The sequence below is a fragment of the Streptomyces sp. NPDC048424 genome, from assembly GCF_040651555.1.
Lineage (GTDB): Bacteria > Actinomycetota > Actinomycetes > Streptomycetales > Streptomycetaceae > Streptomyces.
Genome location: NZ_JBEZKE010000015.1, coordinates 162,536 through 177,619 on the forward strand (window position 1 = coordinate 162,536; position 15,084 = coordinate 177,619).

Genomic DNA, 15,084 nt, shown 5'->3' on the forward strand with positions numbered 1-15,084 from the left:
CGGAAACCCGGTCCGGGGCGGAGGCCCTGGACCGGGTTTCGATGTTTTGTCAGACGCAGATGCTGCCGTGCAGAAGGATCCGCGCGTCAAGCCCCACGGCGGTGAGCCGACGGACCGGACTCTTCGTCCTCGTCGTCGTCATCGCGGTTGTAGAGCTCCGCGTACCGAGCGTACGGGTCGTCCTCGTCCAGCTCGTCGTCGTCTACCTCGACCGGCTCGCTGACTGGCAGCGGTTCCGCGGTCGATGCGCCCAGCTCGTTGGCCAGACGCGACAAGTCAGTCCCGCCGCTGCTGTACTTCAGCTGGCGGGCGACCTTCGTCTGCTTGGCCTTTGCCCGGCCGCGCCCCATGGCTCGACCCCCTCGGTGACGGGGCTCGACGGCCCCAGAGTCTGACACGCGTTCATGGTTCGGAGCGGGCTCTCCGTGGAGAGACCGTCCGTAGGGGTTTAACGGTACCTGCTTCCGCGGCCATACGGTACGCCGCCCGCATGACGCGCCCCGGTGCAGAACCAACGAGGCGCCCCGTCCTCGCTGGTCAGCTGCGATTTTAACCTTTTCCTGGCGGGCGACCCGCCGAAGTGCAGTGAGTTCCGTCTCGCCGCACCCCGGCGGGCGCACCCGGGGGGCCCGGTAGGGGCCTAGAGCGCGCGGGCGGCGCGGGCGTCCGCCATCCGCTGCTCGGCGATCCGGTCGGCCGCGGCGGCCGGCGGGATGCCATCCGCCTTCGCGCGAGCAAAGATCTCCAGCGTGGTGTCGAAGATCTTGGTGGCCTTGGCCTTGCAGCGGTCGAAGTCGAAGCCGTGCAGCTCGTCGGCGACCTGGATGACGCCGCCGGCGTTGACCACGTAGTCGGGCGCGTAGAGGATGCCGCGGTCCGCGAGGTCCTTCTCGATGCCCGGGTGCGCGAGCTGGTTGTTCGCCGCACCGCAGACGATCTTGGCGGTGAGGGCGGGGACCGTGTCGTCGTCCAGGGCGCCGCCGAGCGCGCAGGGGGCGTAGATGTCGAGGCCCTCGACGCGGATCAGCGCGGCCGTGTCGGCGACCGCGGTGACCTTGCCCGGGTGCTTGTCGAGGATCCGGCGCACCGACTCCTCGCGCACGTCCGTGATCACGACCTGGGCGCCGTCCGCCAGCAGGTGCTCGACCAGGTAGTGGCCGACCTTGCCGACACCGGCCACGGCGACCTTGCGGTCGCGCAGCGTCGGGTCGCCCCACTGGTGCTGGGCGCTGGCGCGCATGCCCTGGAAGACGCCGAAGGCGGTGAGGACCGAGGAGTCACCCGCGCCGCCGTTCTCGGGGGAGCGGCCGGTCGCCCAGCGGGTCTCTCGGGCCACGACGTCCATGTCGGCCACGTAGGTGCCGACGTCACAGGCGGTCACGTAGCGGCCGCCTAGGGACTCCACGAACCGGCCGTAGGCCTGGAGCAGTTCCTCGCTCTTGATCACGTCCGGGTCGCCGATGATGACGGCCTTGCCGCCGCCGAGGTCGAGACCGGCGAGGGCGTTCTTGTACGACATGCCGCGCGAGAGGTTCAGCGCGTCGAGGACGGCCTCCTCGTCCGAGGCGTACGCGTGGAAGCGCGTACCGCCGAGGGCCGGGCCCAGGGCGGTGGAGTGGATCGCGATGACGGCCTTCAGGCCGGAGGCTCGGTCCTGGCACAGCACGACTTGCTCGTGGCCGCCCTGCTCCGTACGGAACAGGGTGTGCAGGACGCCGTCGGTCATTTCGGTCACGGTGGTGACTCCCATGGAAGAGATGCGGCGGAAAGACGCCCGCCCTGCGGGTGGGGGAGGGCGTGCTGGGAGCAGAGTAAGACCTGCGGGCCCCGCGTAGGCGACCTGTCCGGGGATCGGAACACACTCGGAGCACGAGGCCCCCCGGACCGGGCCGGGAGCACCCGGAGGTGAACCGGGCCCTCAAAGAGGGGAGTACGAGAGCGTGAGCGAATCCTCCGAACCCCTGCTGCCGTCCGCGCGCTCGGCGCCGACCGTCCCGTACGCCTCCTACCTGCGCGTCTACGAGCCGCTGGTCGCCTTCGCGGAGCCGGAGCGCACGCACTGGGCCGCGTACGCCCGGCGCGGGGTGATCCCGACCGCCCAGGACGAACTGCGCAAGTCGCTCGCGGACTTGGTTCGGGTCCCCGTGGTGGGGGTGCCGGCGCACGAGAGCGCGGACGCCTTCACGGCGGAGGTGGACGGGGTGCTGCTGGTCTGCCCGTGGCGCACCCGGCTCCGCGGCTGGCTGGCGCTGGAGGAGCTGGTCGCGTCGTTCCCGCTGCCCGTACTGGACGCCGCGCTCCCGCCGGGGACGCGGCGGCGGGCGGCCGAGGAGTACGAGCGCTGGCGCGAGCGGAACCCGGACGCGCGCCCCTGGATCCGGACGGGCGTGTGGCAGATCCCGCTGCGCTGGTTCGTCCTGGTGGCCGACGAGGAGCGGGAGTACGTGCCGGGCGAGCGGCTGCGCTACCGGACGCCGATGGTGCAGGCCCGCCGGCGGCTCGCCCGGGCCCTGCGGACCCTGCGCGCCGCGGAGGGGTACGGGATGCTCGCCGAGGGGCTGGTGGAGGTCGGGAGCTGGCTGGAGGAGTTCCACCCGAGGTCGATGGTCGAGCTGGACTACGGGGGGCTGCTGCACGCACTGCCGGCGGACCGGCTGGCGGCCGACCGCTCGGCCGGGGACCTGGCGGCGGGGATCGCGGCGCTGCGGGCCGGGGACGGGGAGGGGGCGTCCGAGGTCTACGGGGAGCTGGCGGAGCGGTGGCGGGCGGTCCGGGAGCGACTTTTCGCGAATTAGGCCGAAAGTGGCCTGTGTGGCTTTTTTCTCCCCCATGGCCCGCGTACGTACTGTGGCGTATCGGTCGTTCGGCCAATAATGGCTGATCAGAGCCCTGATCGTAAGATTTGGGACGTAGTGCCAGGACCTACGTCCCGATACGGGCCATTGGCCCAAGCGTGACGGACCGCACTAACTACACCCTTGCGCCCTTCCCCTACCCTCGTGCCAAAATAGGACAAGGAGTCCGGGGAGGGTTCCTTCCGCCCAACTAAGGGCGGAATGCTCGGCATTGCGCTCTACGGGGGGTCTGACGACTCCTGATCGCTCTGTGACTGATCGTCACAGTGGGGTGACTGTCCGTTATGGGACGGTCCATCGGCTTCCGCCGCTGATGAACACCTCGGAGGGCAATTCCGTCGGTTTGGCCGTCGAGGCTGGACGGATGGTGTAGTTGTAGTGCCGAGGACAAGCCGTTCGTCCTATAACCGACTCGGCCCGCGTATGTCCATTTCGGGCAACGCGGGCCAAGGTGCAGAATTTAGAGGAAAGAACCGAGATGGTTCGGTTCTCCCGAGGAGGCCGCTCATGACCGCTCGCACCCCTGATGCCGAGCCGCTGCTGACCCCGGCTGAGGTTGCCACGATGTTCCGCGTGGACCCGAAGACGGTCACCCGCTGGGCCAAGGCTGGCAAGCTCACGTCCATCCGCACCCTGGGTGGACACCGCCGATACCGCGAGGCCGAGGTTCGCGCACTGCTCGCGGGAATTCCGCAGCAGCGCAGCGAGGCCTGAGGTCGCGTAAACACCCCGCTTTAACGGGTCTATATCGGGTCCCCCAATCCGATGAAACCCACATGGCTTCATACGACGGAGCCTGCCCCAACAGGCCCTGTCGTTCGATCGCGCTGGACTCCGCCGGGTCCAGCGCGATCTTTTTTTATGCCCAGGTCAGGGCGGTGCGGATCGCTGCGCGGGGCTCGACGGGGGTGGGTGCCATTGCACATATTAAATCGAGCGGGCGTAGGGATGCGATAAAAGTAGGAGTCTCAAAAACTCGTGCGGTGACACCCGTCACAGATGATCACTCTTGTATATCCGGTAATGCACCCCGTAAAGGGGATGTGCCTCGCAGGGCGCATCACGCGAACGGGGGATTCCGGGCGGCGGGCACCGGCGGGCGACCCGCGGGACGTCCACCGGAGGTCCGCAGGCGCCGCAGGGATGCCCCGGGAATGCCTCAGCGGCGCGGCAGGGGCTCCGGCGGGTGAGGCGGGCGGCCTCCGGAGGCCTCGGGCCGGCTCCCGGGCCCTCGAAGCCCCTGGGTGCCCGGGTGTTGGCCCGCCAACGCGTCAGGGCCCGCATCCCCTGGGGGATACGGGCCCTGACGTTTCTGCGAACCTGACGGGACTTGAACCCGCGACCTCCACCTTGACAGGGTGGCGAGCTAACCAACTGCTCCACAGGTCCTTGATTTGCGGCCGCTCGGCGGCTGCGAATCAGACTGTACCGCAGCTCAGGGGGTGCAGTCGAACCGGATCACCGGGCCGACGGCGGGGCCGCCGCGTCCACCGCCTTCACGATCCTCTTGTCGGAGATCGGATACGCCGTTCCGAGGGCGTGCGCGAAGTAACTGACCCGCAGTTCCTCGATCATCCAGCGGATGTCGGTGACCGTCGCCGGCACCGGCCTCCCCTTCGGCAGCTGCTCCAGCAGCCAGGCGTACTCGTCCTGCATCTCGTGGACCTTCTCCATGCGCGTGGTGTCGCGCTGGACGCCCGTGGGCATCTGCTGGAGCCGCCGGTCCACCGCCACCAGGTAGCGCATCAGGTCCGGCAGCCGGCGCAGCCCGGTGAGCGTGACGAAGCCGGCCGGCATGAGGGCCGCCAGCTGCGTCTTGACGTCCTGGATGTTGGCGACCAGGGCGAGGCTGCCCGTGGCCTTCAGACGGCGCTCACAGGCCTGCCAGGCGGCCAGTACCTGCTGGACCTGGCTCACCGTCCGCACGGTCGTGTCCACGAGGTCGGCGCGGACGGCCTCGTAGAGCGCGCGGAAGCCCGCCTCGTCCCACGCGGGGCCGCCGCGGTCCGCGATCAGCTTGTCGGTCGCCGCGGTGGCGCAGTCGTCGAACAGCGCCTGGATGGAGCCGTGCGGGTTCCTGGACAGGGCCAGCTTCTGCTGGTTGGTCAGGTGGTCCGAGGCGAACTTCGCCGGGTTCACCGGGATGTTCAGCAGGATGAGCCGCCGGGTGCCCAGCCACATCGCCTGCTGTTGCTCGGCCTCGGTGTCGAAGAGCCGTACGGAGACGGTCGCGCCCTCGTCCACCAGCGCCGGGTACGCCTTCACCGGCTGCCCGGCCCGGCGGGTCTCGAAGACCTTGGTCAGCGTGCCGATCGTCCAGTCCGTCAGCCCGGTCCGCTCCACCGACTCCCCGCCCGCCCGCTCGGCGGTGGCCGCAGCGGCCTTGGAGAGGGCCTGGCGGGCCTTGGGCTTCAGAGCGAGCCTCAGGGTCTCCAGGTCCTTGTCCTCGGCGAGGTTCTTGCGGCGCTCGTCGATGATCCGGAATGTGATCTTCAGGTGGTCCGGGATCCTGCCGAGGTCGAAGTCCTCGGCGGAGACCGGGACCCCGACCATCCGCTGGAGCTCGCGCGCCAGCGTGACGGGCAGCGGCTCCTGCAGGGGCACCGCCGTGTCGAGGAAGCGCGTCGCGAAGTTCGGCGCGGGCACGTAGTGCCGGCGGATCGGCTTCGGCAGCGAGCGGATCAGCTCGGTGACGACCTCCTCGCGCAGGCCCGGGATCTGCCAGTCGAAGCCCTCGTCCGTGACCTGGTTCAGCACGTGGAGCGGGATGTGGACGGTCACGCCGTCCGCGTCCGCGCCCGGCTCGAACTGGTAGGTCACCCGGAACTTCAGCTGGCCCTGCCGCCAGGTGTCCGGGTAGTCGGCCTTGGTGACCCCGGCCGCCTTCTCGGTGAGCAGCATCTCCCGCTCGAAGTCGAGGAGTTCGGGCTCCTCGCGCTTCTTGTGCTTCCACCAGGAGTCGAAGTGCGCCCCGGAAACCACGTGCTCGGGGATCTTCTGGTCGTAGAAGTCGAAGAGGGTCTCGTCGTCCACGACGATGTCACGGCGCCGGGCCCGGTTCTCCAGCTCCTCGACCTCGGTGAGGAGCTTGCGGTTGTCGGCGTAGAACTTGTGGTGCGTGCGCCAGTCGCCCTCGACCAGGGCGTTGCGGATGAAGAGCTCGCGCGAGACCTCGGGGTCGATCCGGCCGTAGTTGATCTTCCGCTGGGCGACGATCGGGACGCCGTACAGCGTGACCTTCTCGTACGCCATCACGGCCGCCTGGTCCTTCTCCCAGTGCGGCTCGCTGTACGTGCGCTTGATCAGGTGCTGGGCCAGCGGCTCGACCCACTCGGGCTCGACCTTGGCGTTCACCCGGGCCCACAGCCGCGAGGTCTCCACCAGCTCGGCCGACATCACGAACTTCGGCTGCTTCTTGAAGAGCGAGGAGCCGGGGAAGATCGCGAACTTCGCCGAGCGGGCTCCCAGGTACTCGTTCTTGTCGGTGTCCTTGAGCCCGATGTGGGACAGCAGACCGGCCAGCAGCGAGACATGGATGACCTGCTCGGCGGCGTCGGCCTCGTTCACGTGGATGCCCATGGTCTTGGCGACCGTGCGCAGCTGCGAGTAGATGTCCTGCCACTCGCGGATCCGCAGGAAGTTCAGGTACTCCTGCTTGCACATCCGGCGGAAGGAGGAGGAGCCGCGCTCCTTCTGCTGCTCGCGGACGTAGCGCCACATGTTCAGGTACGAGAGGAAGTCGCTGGTCTCGTCCTTGAAGCGGGCGTGGTTCTGATCGGCCTGGGTCTGCTTGTCCGAGGGCCGCTCGCGCGGGTCCTGGATGGACAGGGCCGCCGCGATGACCATGACCTCGCGGACGCAGTTGTTCTTGTCGGCCTCGATGACCATGCGGGCGAGCCGCGGGTCCACCGGGAGCTGGGACAGCTGGCGGCCCATCTGCGTGAGCCGCCTCTTGGGGTCCTTCTCCGCCGGGTCGAGCGCCCCGAGCTCCTGGAGGAGCTGGACGCCGTCGCGGATGTTGCGGTGGTCCGGCGGGTCGATGAAGGGGAACTTCTCGATCTCGCCGAGGCCGGCCGCGGTCATCTGGAGGATGACCGAGGCCAGGTTGGTGCGCAGGATCTCGGCGTCGGTGAACTCCGGGCGGGCGTTGAAGTCGTCCTCGGAGTACAGCCGGATGCAGATGCCGTCGGAGGTACGGCCGCAGCGGCCCTTGCGCTGGTTGGCGCTGGCCTGCGAGATCCGCTCGATCGGCAGCCGCTGGACCTTGGTGCGGTGGCTGTAGCGGGAGATCCGGGCGGTGCCCGGGTCGATCACGTACTTGATGCCCGGGACGGTCAGCGAGGTCTCGGCGACGTTGGTGGCGAGGACGATCCGGCGGCCGGTGTGCTGCTGGAAGACGCGGTGCTGCTCGGCGTGCGAGAGGCGGGCGTAGAGGGGGAGCACCTCGGTGAAGCGGAGCTTGCGCTTCTCCAGCGCGTCCGCCGTGTCGCGGATCTCGCGCTCGCCGGAGAGGAAGACCAGGATGTCGCCCGCTCCCTCGGACTGGAGCTCGTCCACGGCCTCGCAGATCGCGGTGATCTGGTCGCGGTCGGAATCCTCGGAGTCGTCCTCCAGGAGCGGCCGGTAGCGGACCTCCACCGGGTACGTCCGCCCGCTGACCTCGACGATCGGCGCGTCGCCGAAGTGCCGGGAGAAGCGCTCGGGGTCGATCGTCGCCGAGGTGATGATCACCTTGAGGTCGGGGCGCTTGGGCAGCAGCGTGGCCAGGTAGCCGAGCAGGAAGTCGATGTTCAGCGACCGCTCGTGGGCCTCGTCGATGATGATCGTGTCGTACGCGCGCAGCTCGCGGTCCGTCTGGATCTCGGCGAGCAGGATGCCGTCCGTCATCAGCTTCACGAAGGTCGCGTCCTGGTCCACCTGGTCGGTGAACCGGACCTTCCAGCCGACGGTCTGGCCGATCTCGGACTTCAGCTCCTCGGCGATCCGCTCCGCGACGGTGCGCGCCGCGATCCGGCGGGGCTGGGTGTGCCCGATCATGCCCCGGACGCCCCGGCCCAGCTCCATGCAGATCTTGGGGATCTGCGTGGTCTTGCCGGAACCGGTCTCACCGGCGACGATCACGACCTGGTGGTCGCGTATCGCCTCGGCGATCTCGTCCTTCTTCTGGCTGACGGGAAGGTTCTCGGGATACGTGACCTCCGGCATCCGCGAGGCGCGCCCGGCCAGTCGCGCGGCGGCCTTTTCGGCCTCCGCGGCGATCTCGTCGAGCACGGCCTGCTTGGCCTCGGGCTTGCGGATGCGGCGGGCGCCTTCGAGGCGGCGGCCGAGGCGGTGCGCGTCACGGAGGGAGATCTCACCGAGAAGCGTCTGCAGGGCGGCGAAGGAAGTAGACATACCTGATCGAGGATCTCACCTGGGCCCTCCGGGTGGCGAACGCATTTGTCGGGCGGACCCGTACCATTTCGGGACGACTCAGTCAGCCGTACGTATGAGAGGCAGCCCACCTTGTCCCGCCCCCGCCGATTGGCCCGCCCCGCTCTGACGGTGTGGGTCGGCCTGGCGGTGGCGGTCGCGGTGGCGGTTCTCGCGGTGCTGCTCCCGGCCGCGTCGGCTCCCGCTCCCGCTTCCGCTCCTGCTCCCGCCCCGGCGGGTCCGGCGGGTCCGGCGGCGACGGCGGGCCCGGCGGCGGCCGCCGCCTCCGGATTCCGCGCGGCCTCCGACGACGGTGGTCCGGCCTGTGCCCCCGGGGCCCCCGATCACGGCGGGCTCCCCGCCGGGCCGGCCCGAGCCGGGGGCGAGCACGCGCACGTACCGCCGGCGCGGCCGGTGCCCGAGGGGGCGCGGCCGTGCGTGGCGATGCCCGCACGGGTCCTCGTACGCGGTCCGGACCGGCCGGCGCCCGGCCCGGTGGAGCTGTCCGTGATGCGGGTCTAGGAGGGGCCGCTCCCCCACCGGTCCGCCTCACCACCCGCAGCACTGGAGCACCCGCGTGTCCTCTTCTTCCTCCCGCTCTTCTTCCTCCCGTTCCTCCTCCCGCAAGCCCCTCCTGTACGCCGCCGGGGTCGCCGTCGCCGCGATCACCCTCGGCCTCGTCTCCTGGCAGGCCACCGCCCCCGCCGAGAAGCGCTCCGCCGGCTCCTCCGCGGCGGCCGCGCCCCGGACCGACCCCGCCGCCGAACTCAGGGCGCTGGCCCGCCGCGAGTCCGGCGACAAGCTCGCCGTGGGCCGCGCCGACGCGCCCGTCGTGCTCATCGAGTACTCCGACTTCAAGTGCGGCTACTGCGGCAAGTTCGCCCGGGACACCGAACCCGAACTGGTGAAGAAGTACGTCGAGGAAGGCACCCTGCGCATCGAGTGGCGCAACTTCCCGATCTTCGGCGCCGACTCCGAGGCCGCCGCCAAGGCCGCCTGGGCGGCGGGGCAGCAGGACCGGTTCACCGCCTTCCACGCGGCCGCGTACGCCGACGGCTCCAAGGAGAAGGGCTTCGCCGAGCCGCGGCTCGTGGAGCTGGCCCGGGAGGCCGGCGTCCCCGACCTGGAGCGCTTCAAGAAGGACATGGCCGGCGAGCAGGCCGCGGCGGCCCTGCGGAAGGACCAGGAGGAGGGCTACCGCATCGGCGTCACCTCCACCCCGTCCTTCCTGCTCAACGGCAAGCCGATCGCCGGCGCCCAGCCGCTCGGCACCTTCACGGCCGCCATCGCCGAGGCCGAGGCCGCGGCGGCGAAGCAGTGACCGACGTCGGATACCTGGCCGCCCTGCTGGGCGGCCTGCTCGCGCTGCTCAGTCCGTGCAGCGCACTGCTCCTGCCGGCCTTCTTCGCGTACTCGATCGACTCCACCTCCCGGCTGCTGGCGCGCACCGGGATCTTCTACGCGGGCCTCGCGAGCACCCTCGTACCGCTGGGGGCGGCCGGCTCGTACGCCGGGCGGTTCTTCCACGGCAACCGCGACCTGCTCGTCCTCGCCGGCGGCTGGCTGATCATCGCGCTCGGGCTCGCGCAGATCCTGGGCCTGGGCTTCGCCTCGAAGCGCTTCTCGGAGCTGTCCGGCCGGATCCGGCCGACCACCGCCGTGTCGGTGTACGCGCTCGGCGCGGTCTACGGGCTGGCCGGCTTCTGCGCCGGGCCGATCCTGGGCAGTGTCCTGACGGTCGCGGCGGTCAGCGGCAGCCCCGTCTACGGAGGCCTGCTGCTGGCGGTCTACGCCCTGGGCATGGCCGTGCCCCTCTTCGTGATGGCCCTGCTGTGGGAGCGGTTCGAGCTGGGCAGGCGGCGCTGGCTGCGCGGGCGGGCCTTCGCGGTGGGCCGCTTCGAGCTGCACACCACCTCGCTGCTGTCCGGACTGTTCTTCATCACCCTGGGCGCGCTGTTCCTCGCGTACGACGGGGCGAGCGCGCTGCCGGGGCTGCTGGACGTGGACGACTCGTTCGCGGTGGAGCAGTGGGTCGCCTCCGTGGCGGACGCGGTCCCGGACTGGGCGCTGCTCGGGCTGGTCGCGGCGGGCGCGCTCGCCGTCGGCCTGGTGCAGTGGCGCCGCAGGGCGCGGACGGCGGCGCAGGCCGAGGGGGAGTAACCACAGAAGGCCCCGTCCGATGGACGGGGCCTTCTTGATGGTGGCTGGGGCCGGGGTCGAACCGGCGACCTATCGCTTTTCAGGCGATCGCTCGTACCAACTGAGCTACCCAGCCACGAAACCGTTTCCGGCTTCAGCGATCCTGACGGGACTTGAACCCGCGACCTCCACCTTGACAGGGTGGCGAGCTAACCAACTGCTCCACAGGACCTTGCAGTGTGCGAGAACAAGTCTTGCACACGGTAATGCGTACCCCCAACGGGATTCGAACCCGTGCTACCGCCTTGAAAGGGCGGCGTCCTGGGCCACTAGACGATGAGGGCTAAAGGCCCGCCGGGCACTTCTTCAGCGCGTCGGGGACGTGAGAAGCATATGGGATCCGGGGAGCTATCGCCAAAACGGTTTCTCCCCCGCAAGCGGGAGGCGCCCCCACCGGAGGGACAATGACCGGGTGCTGGAGATGACGCGCGAGGAGTTCGAAGAGCTCGTCGCAGAGGCGCTGGACCGGATCCCGCCGGAGCTGACGCGGCTGATGGACAACGTGGCGGTGTTCGTCGAGGACGAACCACCCGCCGACGACCCCGAGCTGCTCGGGCTGTACGAGGGGACTCCGCTGACGGACCGCGGCGAGTGGTACGCCGGGGTGCTGCCGGACCGGATCACCATCTACCGCAACCCCACGTTGCGGATGTGCGAGGACCGGGAGAGCGTGGTCGCGGAGACGGAGGTCACCGTGGTGCACGAGATCGCCCACCACTTCGGGATCGACGACGAACGGCTGCACGCGCTGGGGTACGGGTGACCCGGCCGGTTCCCGGCGCCGAGGCGATCGACCCGGACGTCGACCTGCACGTCCCCGCGCAGCGCGCCGAGCCGCAGGGCCGGGTGCTCGCGGCGGTGGCGGCGGGCGGGGCCGTCGGGGCCGCGGCGCGGTACGGCGTCGCCCTGTTGTGGCCGGCCGGGCCCGGGGCCTTCCCGTGGGCGACCCTCTGGATCAACACGTCCGGGTGCGCGCTGATCGGCGTACTGATGGTGCTGATCAGCGAGGGCGGCCGGAGCGCGCCGCATCCGCTGCTGCGGCCCTTCGCAGGGGTCGGCGTGCTGGGCGGCTTCACCACCTTCTCCACCTACGCGGTGGACTTCTCGCGGCTCCTCGACGAGGGGGAGGCGGGGACCGCGCTGGCCTATGCCGGGCTCACGGTGGTGGCGGCGCTGGGTGCGGTGTGGGCGGCGGCCGCGGTGACCCGGCTCGCGGTCGGGGACGGCGGCGGACGGCGGCGGCCGGGCCGGGCCGCCCGGTGAACTGGCTGCTCGTGGTCGTGGGCGCGGTCGTCGGGGCGCCGTTGCGCTATCTGACGGACCGTGCGGTGCAGGCGCGGCACGATTCCGTCTTCCCCTGGGGCACGTTCGTGGTCAACGCGGCCGCCTGCCTGCTGCTCGGGGTGCTGACCGGCGCGCTGTTGGCGGGGGCCGCCTCCTCGCAGTTGCAGCTGCTGCTGGGGACCGGGCTGTGCGGGGCGCTGAGCACGTACTCGACGTTCTCGTACGAGACGCTGCGGCTGGCCGAGCGCGGCTGGCGGTTCCTGGCGGCGGCGAACGTGGTGATGTCGGTGCTCGTGGGGCTCGGCGCGGTGCACCTCGGGTCGCAGGTGGCGGAGCAACTGTTCGGCTGAGGGCGCCGAGGGCGTGTCCCTTGCGGGTCAAAGGGAGTTGGGCATATTGACCCGCTCATGCGGACTCTCACCCTCAGGCTCCGGAGGTGCCCCCGTGCGCCAGTTGTCCGCTTCCCTCCGACTGGCCGTCACCGCGCTCGCGGTCGCGGCGACGGCCGGCTGCATGAGTGTCGGCGAGGACGCGGCGAAGCCCGGTCCCTCCTCCTCGGCGGACCGCCGGGGCGGCGCCGAGGCGGGCGCGTCCGTCTCCGGGCGGGGTTCCGGGGTCCACGGCAACGGGCACGGCACGAAGGACGGTACGGGGAACCAGGACGGCAAGCCCAAGGAGGACGGCAAGGCGTCCGGCGCGACCGGGGCCTCGCCCAGCCCGGGCGCGTCGAGCGGCCAGCCGGGCGTGCCCGCGCCGTCGGCGGGCGCGGGCGGCGGCGCGGGCGGGCAGGGCCCGCAGGAGCCCCCGGCGGGCGCTTCGGGCGGCGCGGCCGGTTCCGGCGGGTCGGGCGGCTCCGGGGGCTCCGGCGGATCGGGCGGTTCCGGCGGTGGGCAGCCGCCGGCCAGCCCGACCCCGCAGCCCCCGGCCACGACGCCCCCTGTGACGGAACCCACGCCGGATCCGCCGACTCCGCAGCCCGAGCCCACGACCCAGCCGGTGCCCCAGCCCTAGGTCCGGCGGCTGCCTCCGGGGTCGGGCAGGGTGGCCGGGCGCGGGACGTTTGTGCAGGTCAGAGGCGTTCTAGCGGGATTGACTTGCCAGACCCGGGGGAGGGTGCGTATGGTTATAGATCGTTTGATCCCATTGCCCGGCGCCGAATCCGAAGAGCGCCGTGTGGCGCGTACTCTCCCTAGCCGTGGCTGACCGCATTGAGGCGGTCGATTTGCGATTCACGGAGTTTGGGCGCGTGCCGAGACTCCGGAAGGTTTCGCATTTCGCATGTCCATTTCCAGTTCTGACCGTTCCGTCATGCCCGAGAACGACTCCAACGAGATCGTCGACGCCGAGGCCCTTGTGGTCACCGAGGCCATCGAGGCCGCAGAGGCCGACGAGATTATCGAGGCCCTTGAGGCCGACGTGACGAACGGTGAGTCCGTCGAGGACTCCATCGACGCCGACACCGACTTCGACGACGCCGACGCCGAGCCCTCGATCACCTTCGGAGACCTCGGTCTGCCCGAGGGCATCGTGCGCAAGCTCGCCCAGAACGGCGTCACCGCCCCCTTCCCGATCCAGGCCGCGACCATCCCGGACGCCCTGGCCGGCAAGGACATCCTCGGCCGTGGCCGCACCGGCTCCGGCAAGACCCTCTCCTTCGGTCTGCCGACCCTGGCCTCCCTGGCCGGCGGTCACACCGAGAAGAAGAAGCCCCGCGCGATCATCCTCACGCCGACCCGTGAGCTCGCGATGCAGGTCGCGGACGCCCTCCAGCCCTACGGCGACGTGCTCGGCCTGAAGATGAAGGTCGTCTGCGGCGGTACCTCCATGAGCAACCAGATCTACGCTCTGGAGCGCGGTGTCGACGTCCTCGTCGCCACCCCGGGCCGTCTGCGCGACATCATCAACCGTGGCGCCTGCTCCCTCGAGAACGTGAAGATCGCCGTCCTCGACGAGGCCGACCAGATGGCCGACCTGGGCTTCCTGCCCGAGGTCACCGAGCTGCTCGACCAGATCCCCGGCGGCGGCCAGCGCATGCTCTTCTCCGCCACCATGGAGAACGAGATCGGCACCCTGGTCAAGCGCTACCTGTCCAACCCCGTCACGCACGAGGTCGACAGCGCCCAGGGCAACGTCACGACCATGACCCACCACGTCCTCGTCGTGAAGCCGAAGGACAAGGCGCCGGTCACGGCCGCCATCGCCGCCCGCAAGGGCCGCACCATCATCTTCGTCCGCACCCAGCTGGGCGCCGACCGCATCGCCGAGCAGCTCGTCGAGGCCGGCGTGAAGGCCGACGCGCTGCACGGCGGCATGACGCAGGGTGCCCGTACCCGCGTCCTCGCCGACTTCAAGGACGGCTACGTCAACGCGCTCGTCGCCACCGACGTCGCCGCCCGCGGCATCCACGTCGACGGCATCGACCTGGTCCTGAACGTGGACCCGGCCGGCGACCACAAGGACTACCTGCACCGCTCGGGCCGTACCGCCCGTGCCGGCAAGTCGGGCGTCGTGGTCTCCCTCGCCCTGCCGCACCAGCGCCGCCAGATCTTCCGCCTGATGGAGGACGCGGGCGTCGACGCCTCGCGCCACATCGTCCAGGGCGCCGGCGCCTTCGAGCCCGAGGTCGCCGAGATCACCGGTGCCCGTTCGCTGACCGAGGTCCAGGCTGACTCCGCGAACAACGCCGCCAAGCAGGCCGAGCGCGAGGTCGCCGAGCTCACCAAGCAGCTGGAGCGCCTGTCGCGCCGTGCCGTGGAGCTCCGCGAGGAGGCCGACCGCCTGGTCGCCCGCTCCGCCCGTGAGCGCGGCGAGGACCCGGAGGCCGCTGTCGCCGAGGTGGCCGAGGCCGCCGAGGCCGAGGTCGCGGCTGCTGCCGCCGCCGCTGCCGCCGAGATCGCCGCCCAGGAGCGCCGCGAGGAGCAGCGCGCCCAGCGCGACGACCGCGGCAACTTCGAGCGTCGTGACAACCGCGGTGACCGTGGTGACCGCGGTGGCGACCGTGGCGGCTTCCGCCGTGACGACCGCGGTGACCGCGGCGACCGTGGCGGCCGTCCGTCCGGTGGCTTCAACCGCGATGACCGTGGTGGCGACCGTGGTGGCTTCCGTCGCGACGACCGTCCGTCCGGTGGTTTCCGTTCCGGTGGTGACCGTCCGGCCGGTGGTGGCTTCCGTCGTGACGACCGTCCCTCGGGTGGCTTCAACCGCGATGACCGTGGTGGCGACCGTGGTGGCTTCCGCCGCGACGACCGTCCGTCCGGTGGTTTCCGTTCCGGTGGTGACCGTCCGGCCGGTGGTGGCTTCCGTCGTGACGACCGTCCCTCGGGTGGCTTCAACC

General features: G+C 70.8%; 13 protein-coding genes and 4 tRNA genes. 10 read left to right on the forward strand and 7 right to left on the reverse strand.

What is annotated here, in order from left to right; genetic code table 11:
* Positions 1 to 86: 86 nt before the first annotated feature.
* Together AB0D29_RS22530 and AB0D29_RS22535 are read right to left on the reverse strand one after the other, a co-directional pair.
* Positions 87 to 350, reverse strand: a complete 264-nt coding sequence (locus AB0D29_RS22530) for a DUF3073 domain-containing protein (RefSeq protein ID WP_319723731.1) — start codon at positions 348 to 350, stop codon at positions 87 to 89.
* A gap of 290 nt (positions 351 to 640) precedes the next feature.
* The gene (locus tag AB0D29_RS22535; protein WP_362856542.1) at positions 641 to 1,735 is read right to left on the reverse strand and encodes a Glu/Leu/Phe/Val dehydrogenase dimerization domain-containing protein; all 1,095 of its coding nucleotides are present in this window, start codon (positions 1,733 to 1,735) and stop codon (positions 641 to 643) included.
* 205 nt (positions 1,736 to 1,940) lie between these two features.
* On the opposite strand from AB0D29_RS22535, the gene AB0D29_RS22540 reads away from it, so the two are divergent.
* Both AB0D29_RS22540 and bldC read left to right on the forward strand, forming a co-directional pair.
* The gene (locus tag AB0D29_RS22540; protein ID WP_362856543.1) at positions 1,941 to 2,795 is read left to right on the forward strand and encodes a hypothetical protein; all 855 of its coding nucleotides are present in this window, start codon (positions 1,941 to 1,943) and stop codon (positions 2,793 to 2,795) included.
* A 567-nt stretch (positions 2,796 to 3,362) separates the two neighbouring features.
* A complete protein-coding gene (gene bldC / locus AB0D29_RS22545) occupies positions 3,363 to 3,569 on the forward strand; it encodes a developmental transcriptional regulator BldC (protein ID WP_003949541.1) in 207 nt (68 codons plus the stop codon).
* Between the two features lie 601 nt (positions 3,570 to 4,170).
* Here the strand turns inward: bldC and AB0D29_RS22550 are convergent.
* Together AB0D29_RS22550 and hrpA are read right to left on the reverse strand one after the other, a co-directional pair.
* Positions 4,171 to 4,244 (reverse strand) — tRNA-Asp (locus AB0D29_RS22550).
* 69 nt (positions 4,245 to 4,313) lie between these two features.
* Positions 4,314 to 8,249 carry an ATP-dependent RNA helicase HrpA gene (gene hrpA / locus AB0D29_RS22555; RefSeq protein ID WP_362856545.1) on the reverse strand — a complete coding sequence of 1,312 codons (3,936 nt, stop codon included), beginning with the start codon at positions 8,247 to 8,249 and terminating at the stop codon, positions 4,314 to 4,316.
* Positions 8,250 to 8,360: 111 nt separating this feature from the next.
* Between hrpA and AB0D29_RS22560 the strand changes: the two genes are divergently transcribed.
* Genes AB0D29_RS22560 through AB0D29_RS22570 form a run of 3 tightly spaced genes read left to right on the forward strand, consistent with a single transcriptional unit; the run spans position 8,361 to position 10,427 of the window.
* On the forward strand, positions 8,361 to 8,789 hold the full coding sequence (locus tag AB0D29_RS22560) for a hypothetical protein (protein ID WP_362856547.1): 429 nt from the start codon (positions 8,361 to 8,363) through the stop codon (positions 8,787 to 8,789).
* 55 nt (positions 8,790 to 8,844) lie between these two features.
* Entirely contained in the window at positions 8,845 to 9,588 is a 744-nt protein-coding gene (locus tag AB0D29_RS22565) for a thioredoxin domain-containing protein (RefSeq protein ID WP_362856548.1), read from the forward strand.
* Positions 9,585 to 10,427, forward strand: coding sequence for a cytochrome c biogenesis CcdA family protein (locus AB0D29_RS22570; RefSeq protein ID WP_362856550.1), 843 nt, complete (start codon positions 9,585 to 9,587; stop codon positions 10,425 to 10,427). Before AB0D29_RS22565 ends, AB0D29_RS22570 begins: the two co-directional genes overlap by 4 nt.
* A gap of 38 nt (positions 10,428 to 10,465) precedes the next feature.
* Here the strand turns inward: AB0D29_RS22570 and AB0D29_RS22575 are convergent.
* From AB0D29_RS22575 to AB0D29_RS22585, 3 genes are all read right to left on the reverse strand, one after another.
* Positions 10,466 to 10,542, reverse strand: a tRNA-Phe gene (locus tag AB0D29_RS22575).
* Between the two features lie 22 nt (positions 10,543 to 10,564).
* Positions 10,565 to 10,638 (reverse strand) — tRNA-Asp (locus AB0D29_RS22580).
* Positions 10,639 to 10,677: 39 nt separating this feature from the next.
* Positions 10,678 to 10,750, reverse strand: a tRNA-Glu gene (locus AB0D29_RS22585).
* A gap of 128 nt (positions 10,751 to 10,878) precedes the next feature.
* On the opposite strand from AB0D29_RS22585, the gene AB0D29_RS22590 reads away from it, so the two are divergent.
* The 5 genes from AB0D29_RS22590 to AB0D29_RS22610 all read left to right on the forward strand — a co-directional run.
* A complete protein-coding gene (locus AB0D29_RS22590; RefSeq protein ID WP_030012899.1) occupies positions 10,879 to 11,229 on the forward strand; it encodes a metallopeptidase family protein in 351 nt (116 codons plus the stop codon).
* Positions 11,226 to 11,729, forward strand: coding sequence for a CrcB family protein (locus tag AB0D29_RS22595; RefSeq protein ID WP_362856551.1), 504 nt, complete (start codon positions 11,226 to 11,228; stop codon positions 11,727 to 11,729). Before AB0D29_RS22590 ends, AB0D29_RS22595 begins: the two co-directional genes overlap by 4 nt.
* Positions 11,726 to 12,100 (forward strand): fluoride efflux transporter CrcB, encoded by a 375-nt coding sequence (gene crcB, locus AB0D29_RS22600; RefSeq protein WP_362856553.1) that lies wholly within the window; start codon positions 11,726 to 11,728, stop codon positions 12,098 to 12,100. The genes AB0D29_RS22595 and crcB overlap by 4 nt, the downstream gene beginning before the upstream one ends.
* Positions 12,101 to 12,194: 94 nt before the next feature.
* On the forward strand, positions 12,195 to 12,761 hold the full coding sequence (locus tag AB0D29_RS22605) for a hypothetical protein (protein WP_362856554.1): 567 nt from the start codon (positions 12,195 to 12,197) through the stop codon (positions 12,759 to 12,761).
* Positions 12,762 to 13,058: 297 nt separating this feature from the next.
* Positions 13,059 to 15,084 (forward strand): DEAD/DEAH box helicase (locus AB0D29_RS22610; protein ID WP_362856556.1); only part of this gene is annotated, 2,026 nt, incomplete at its 3' end.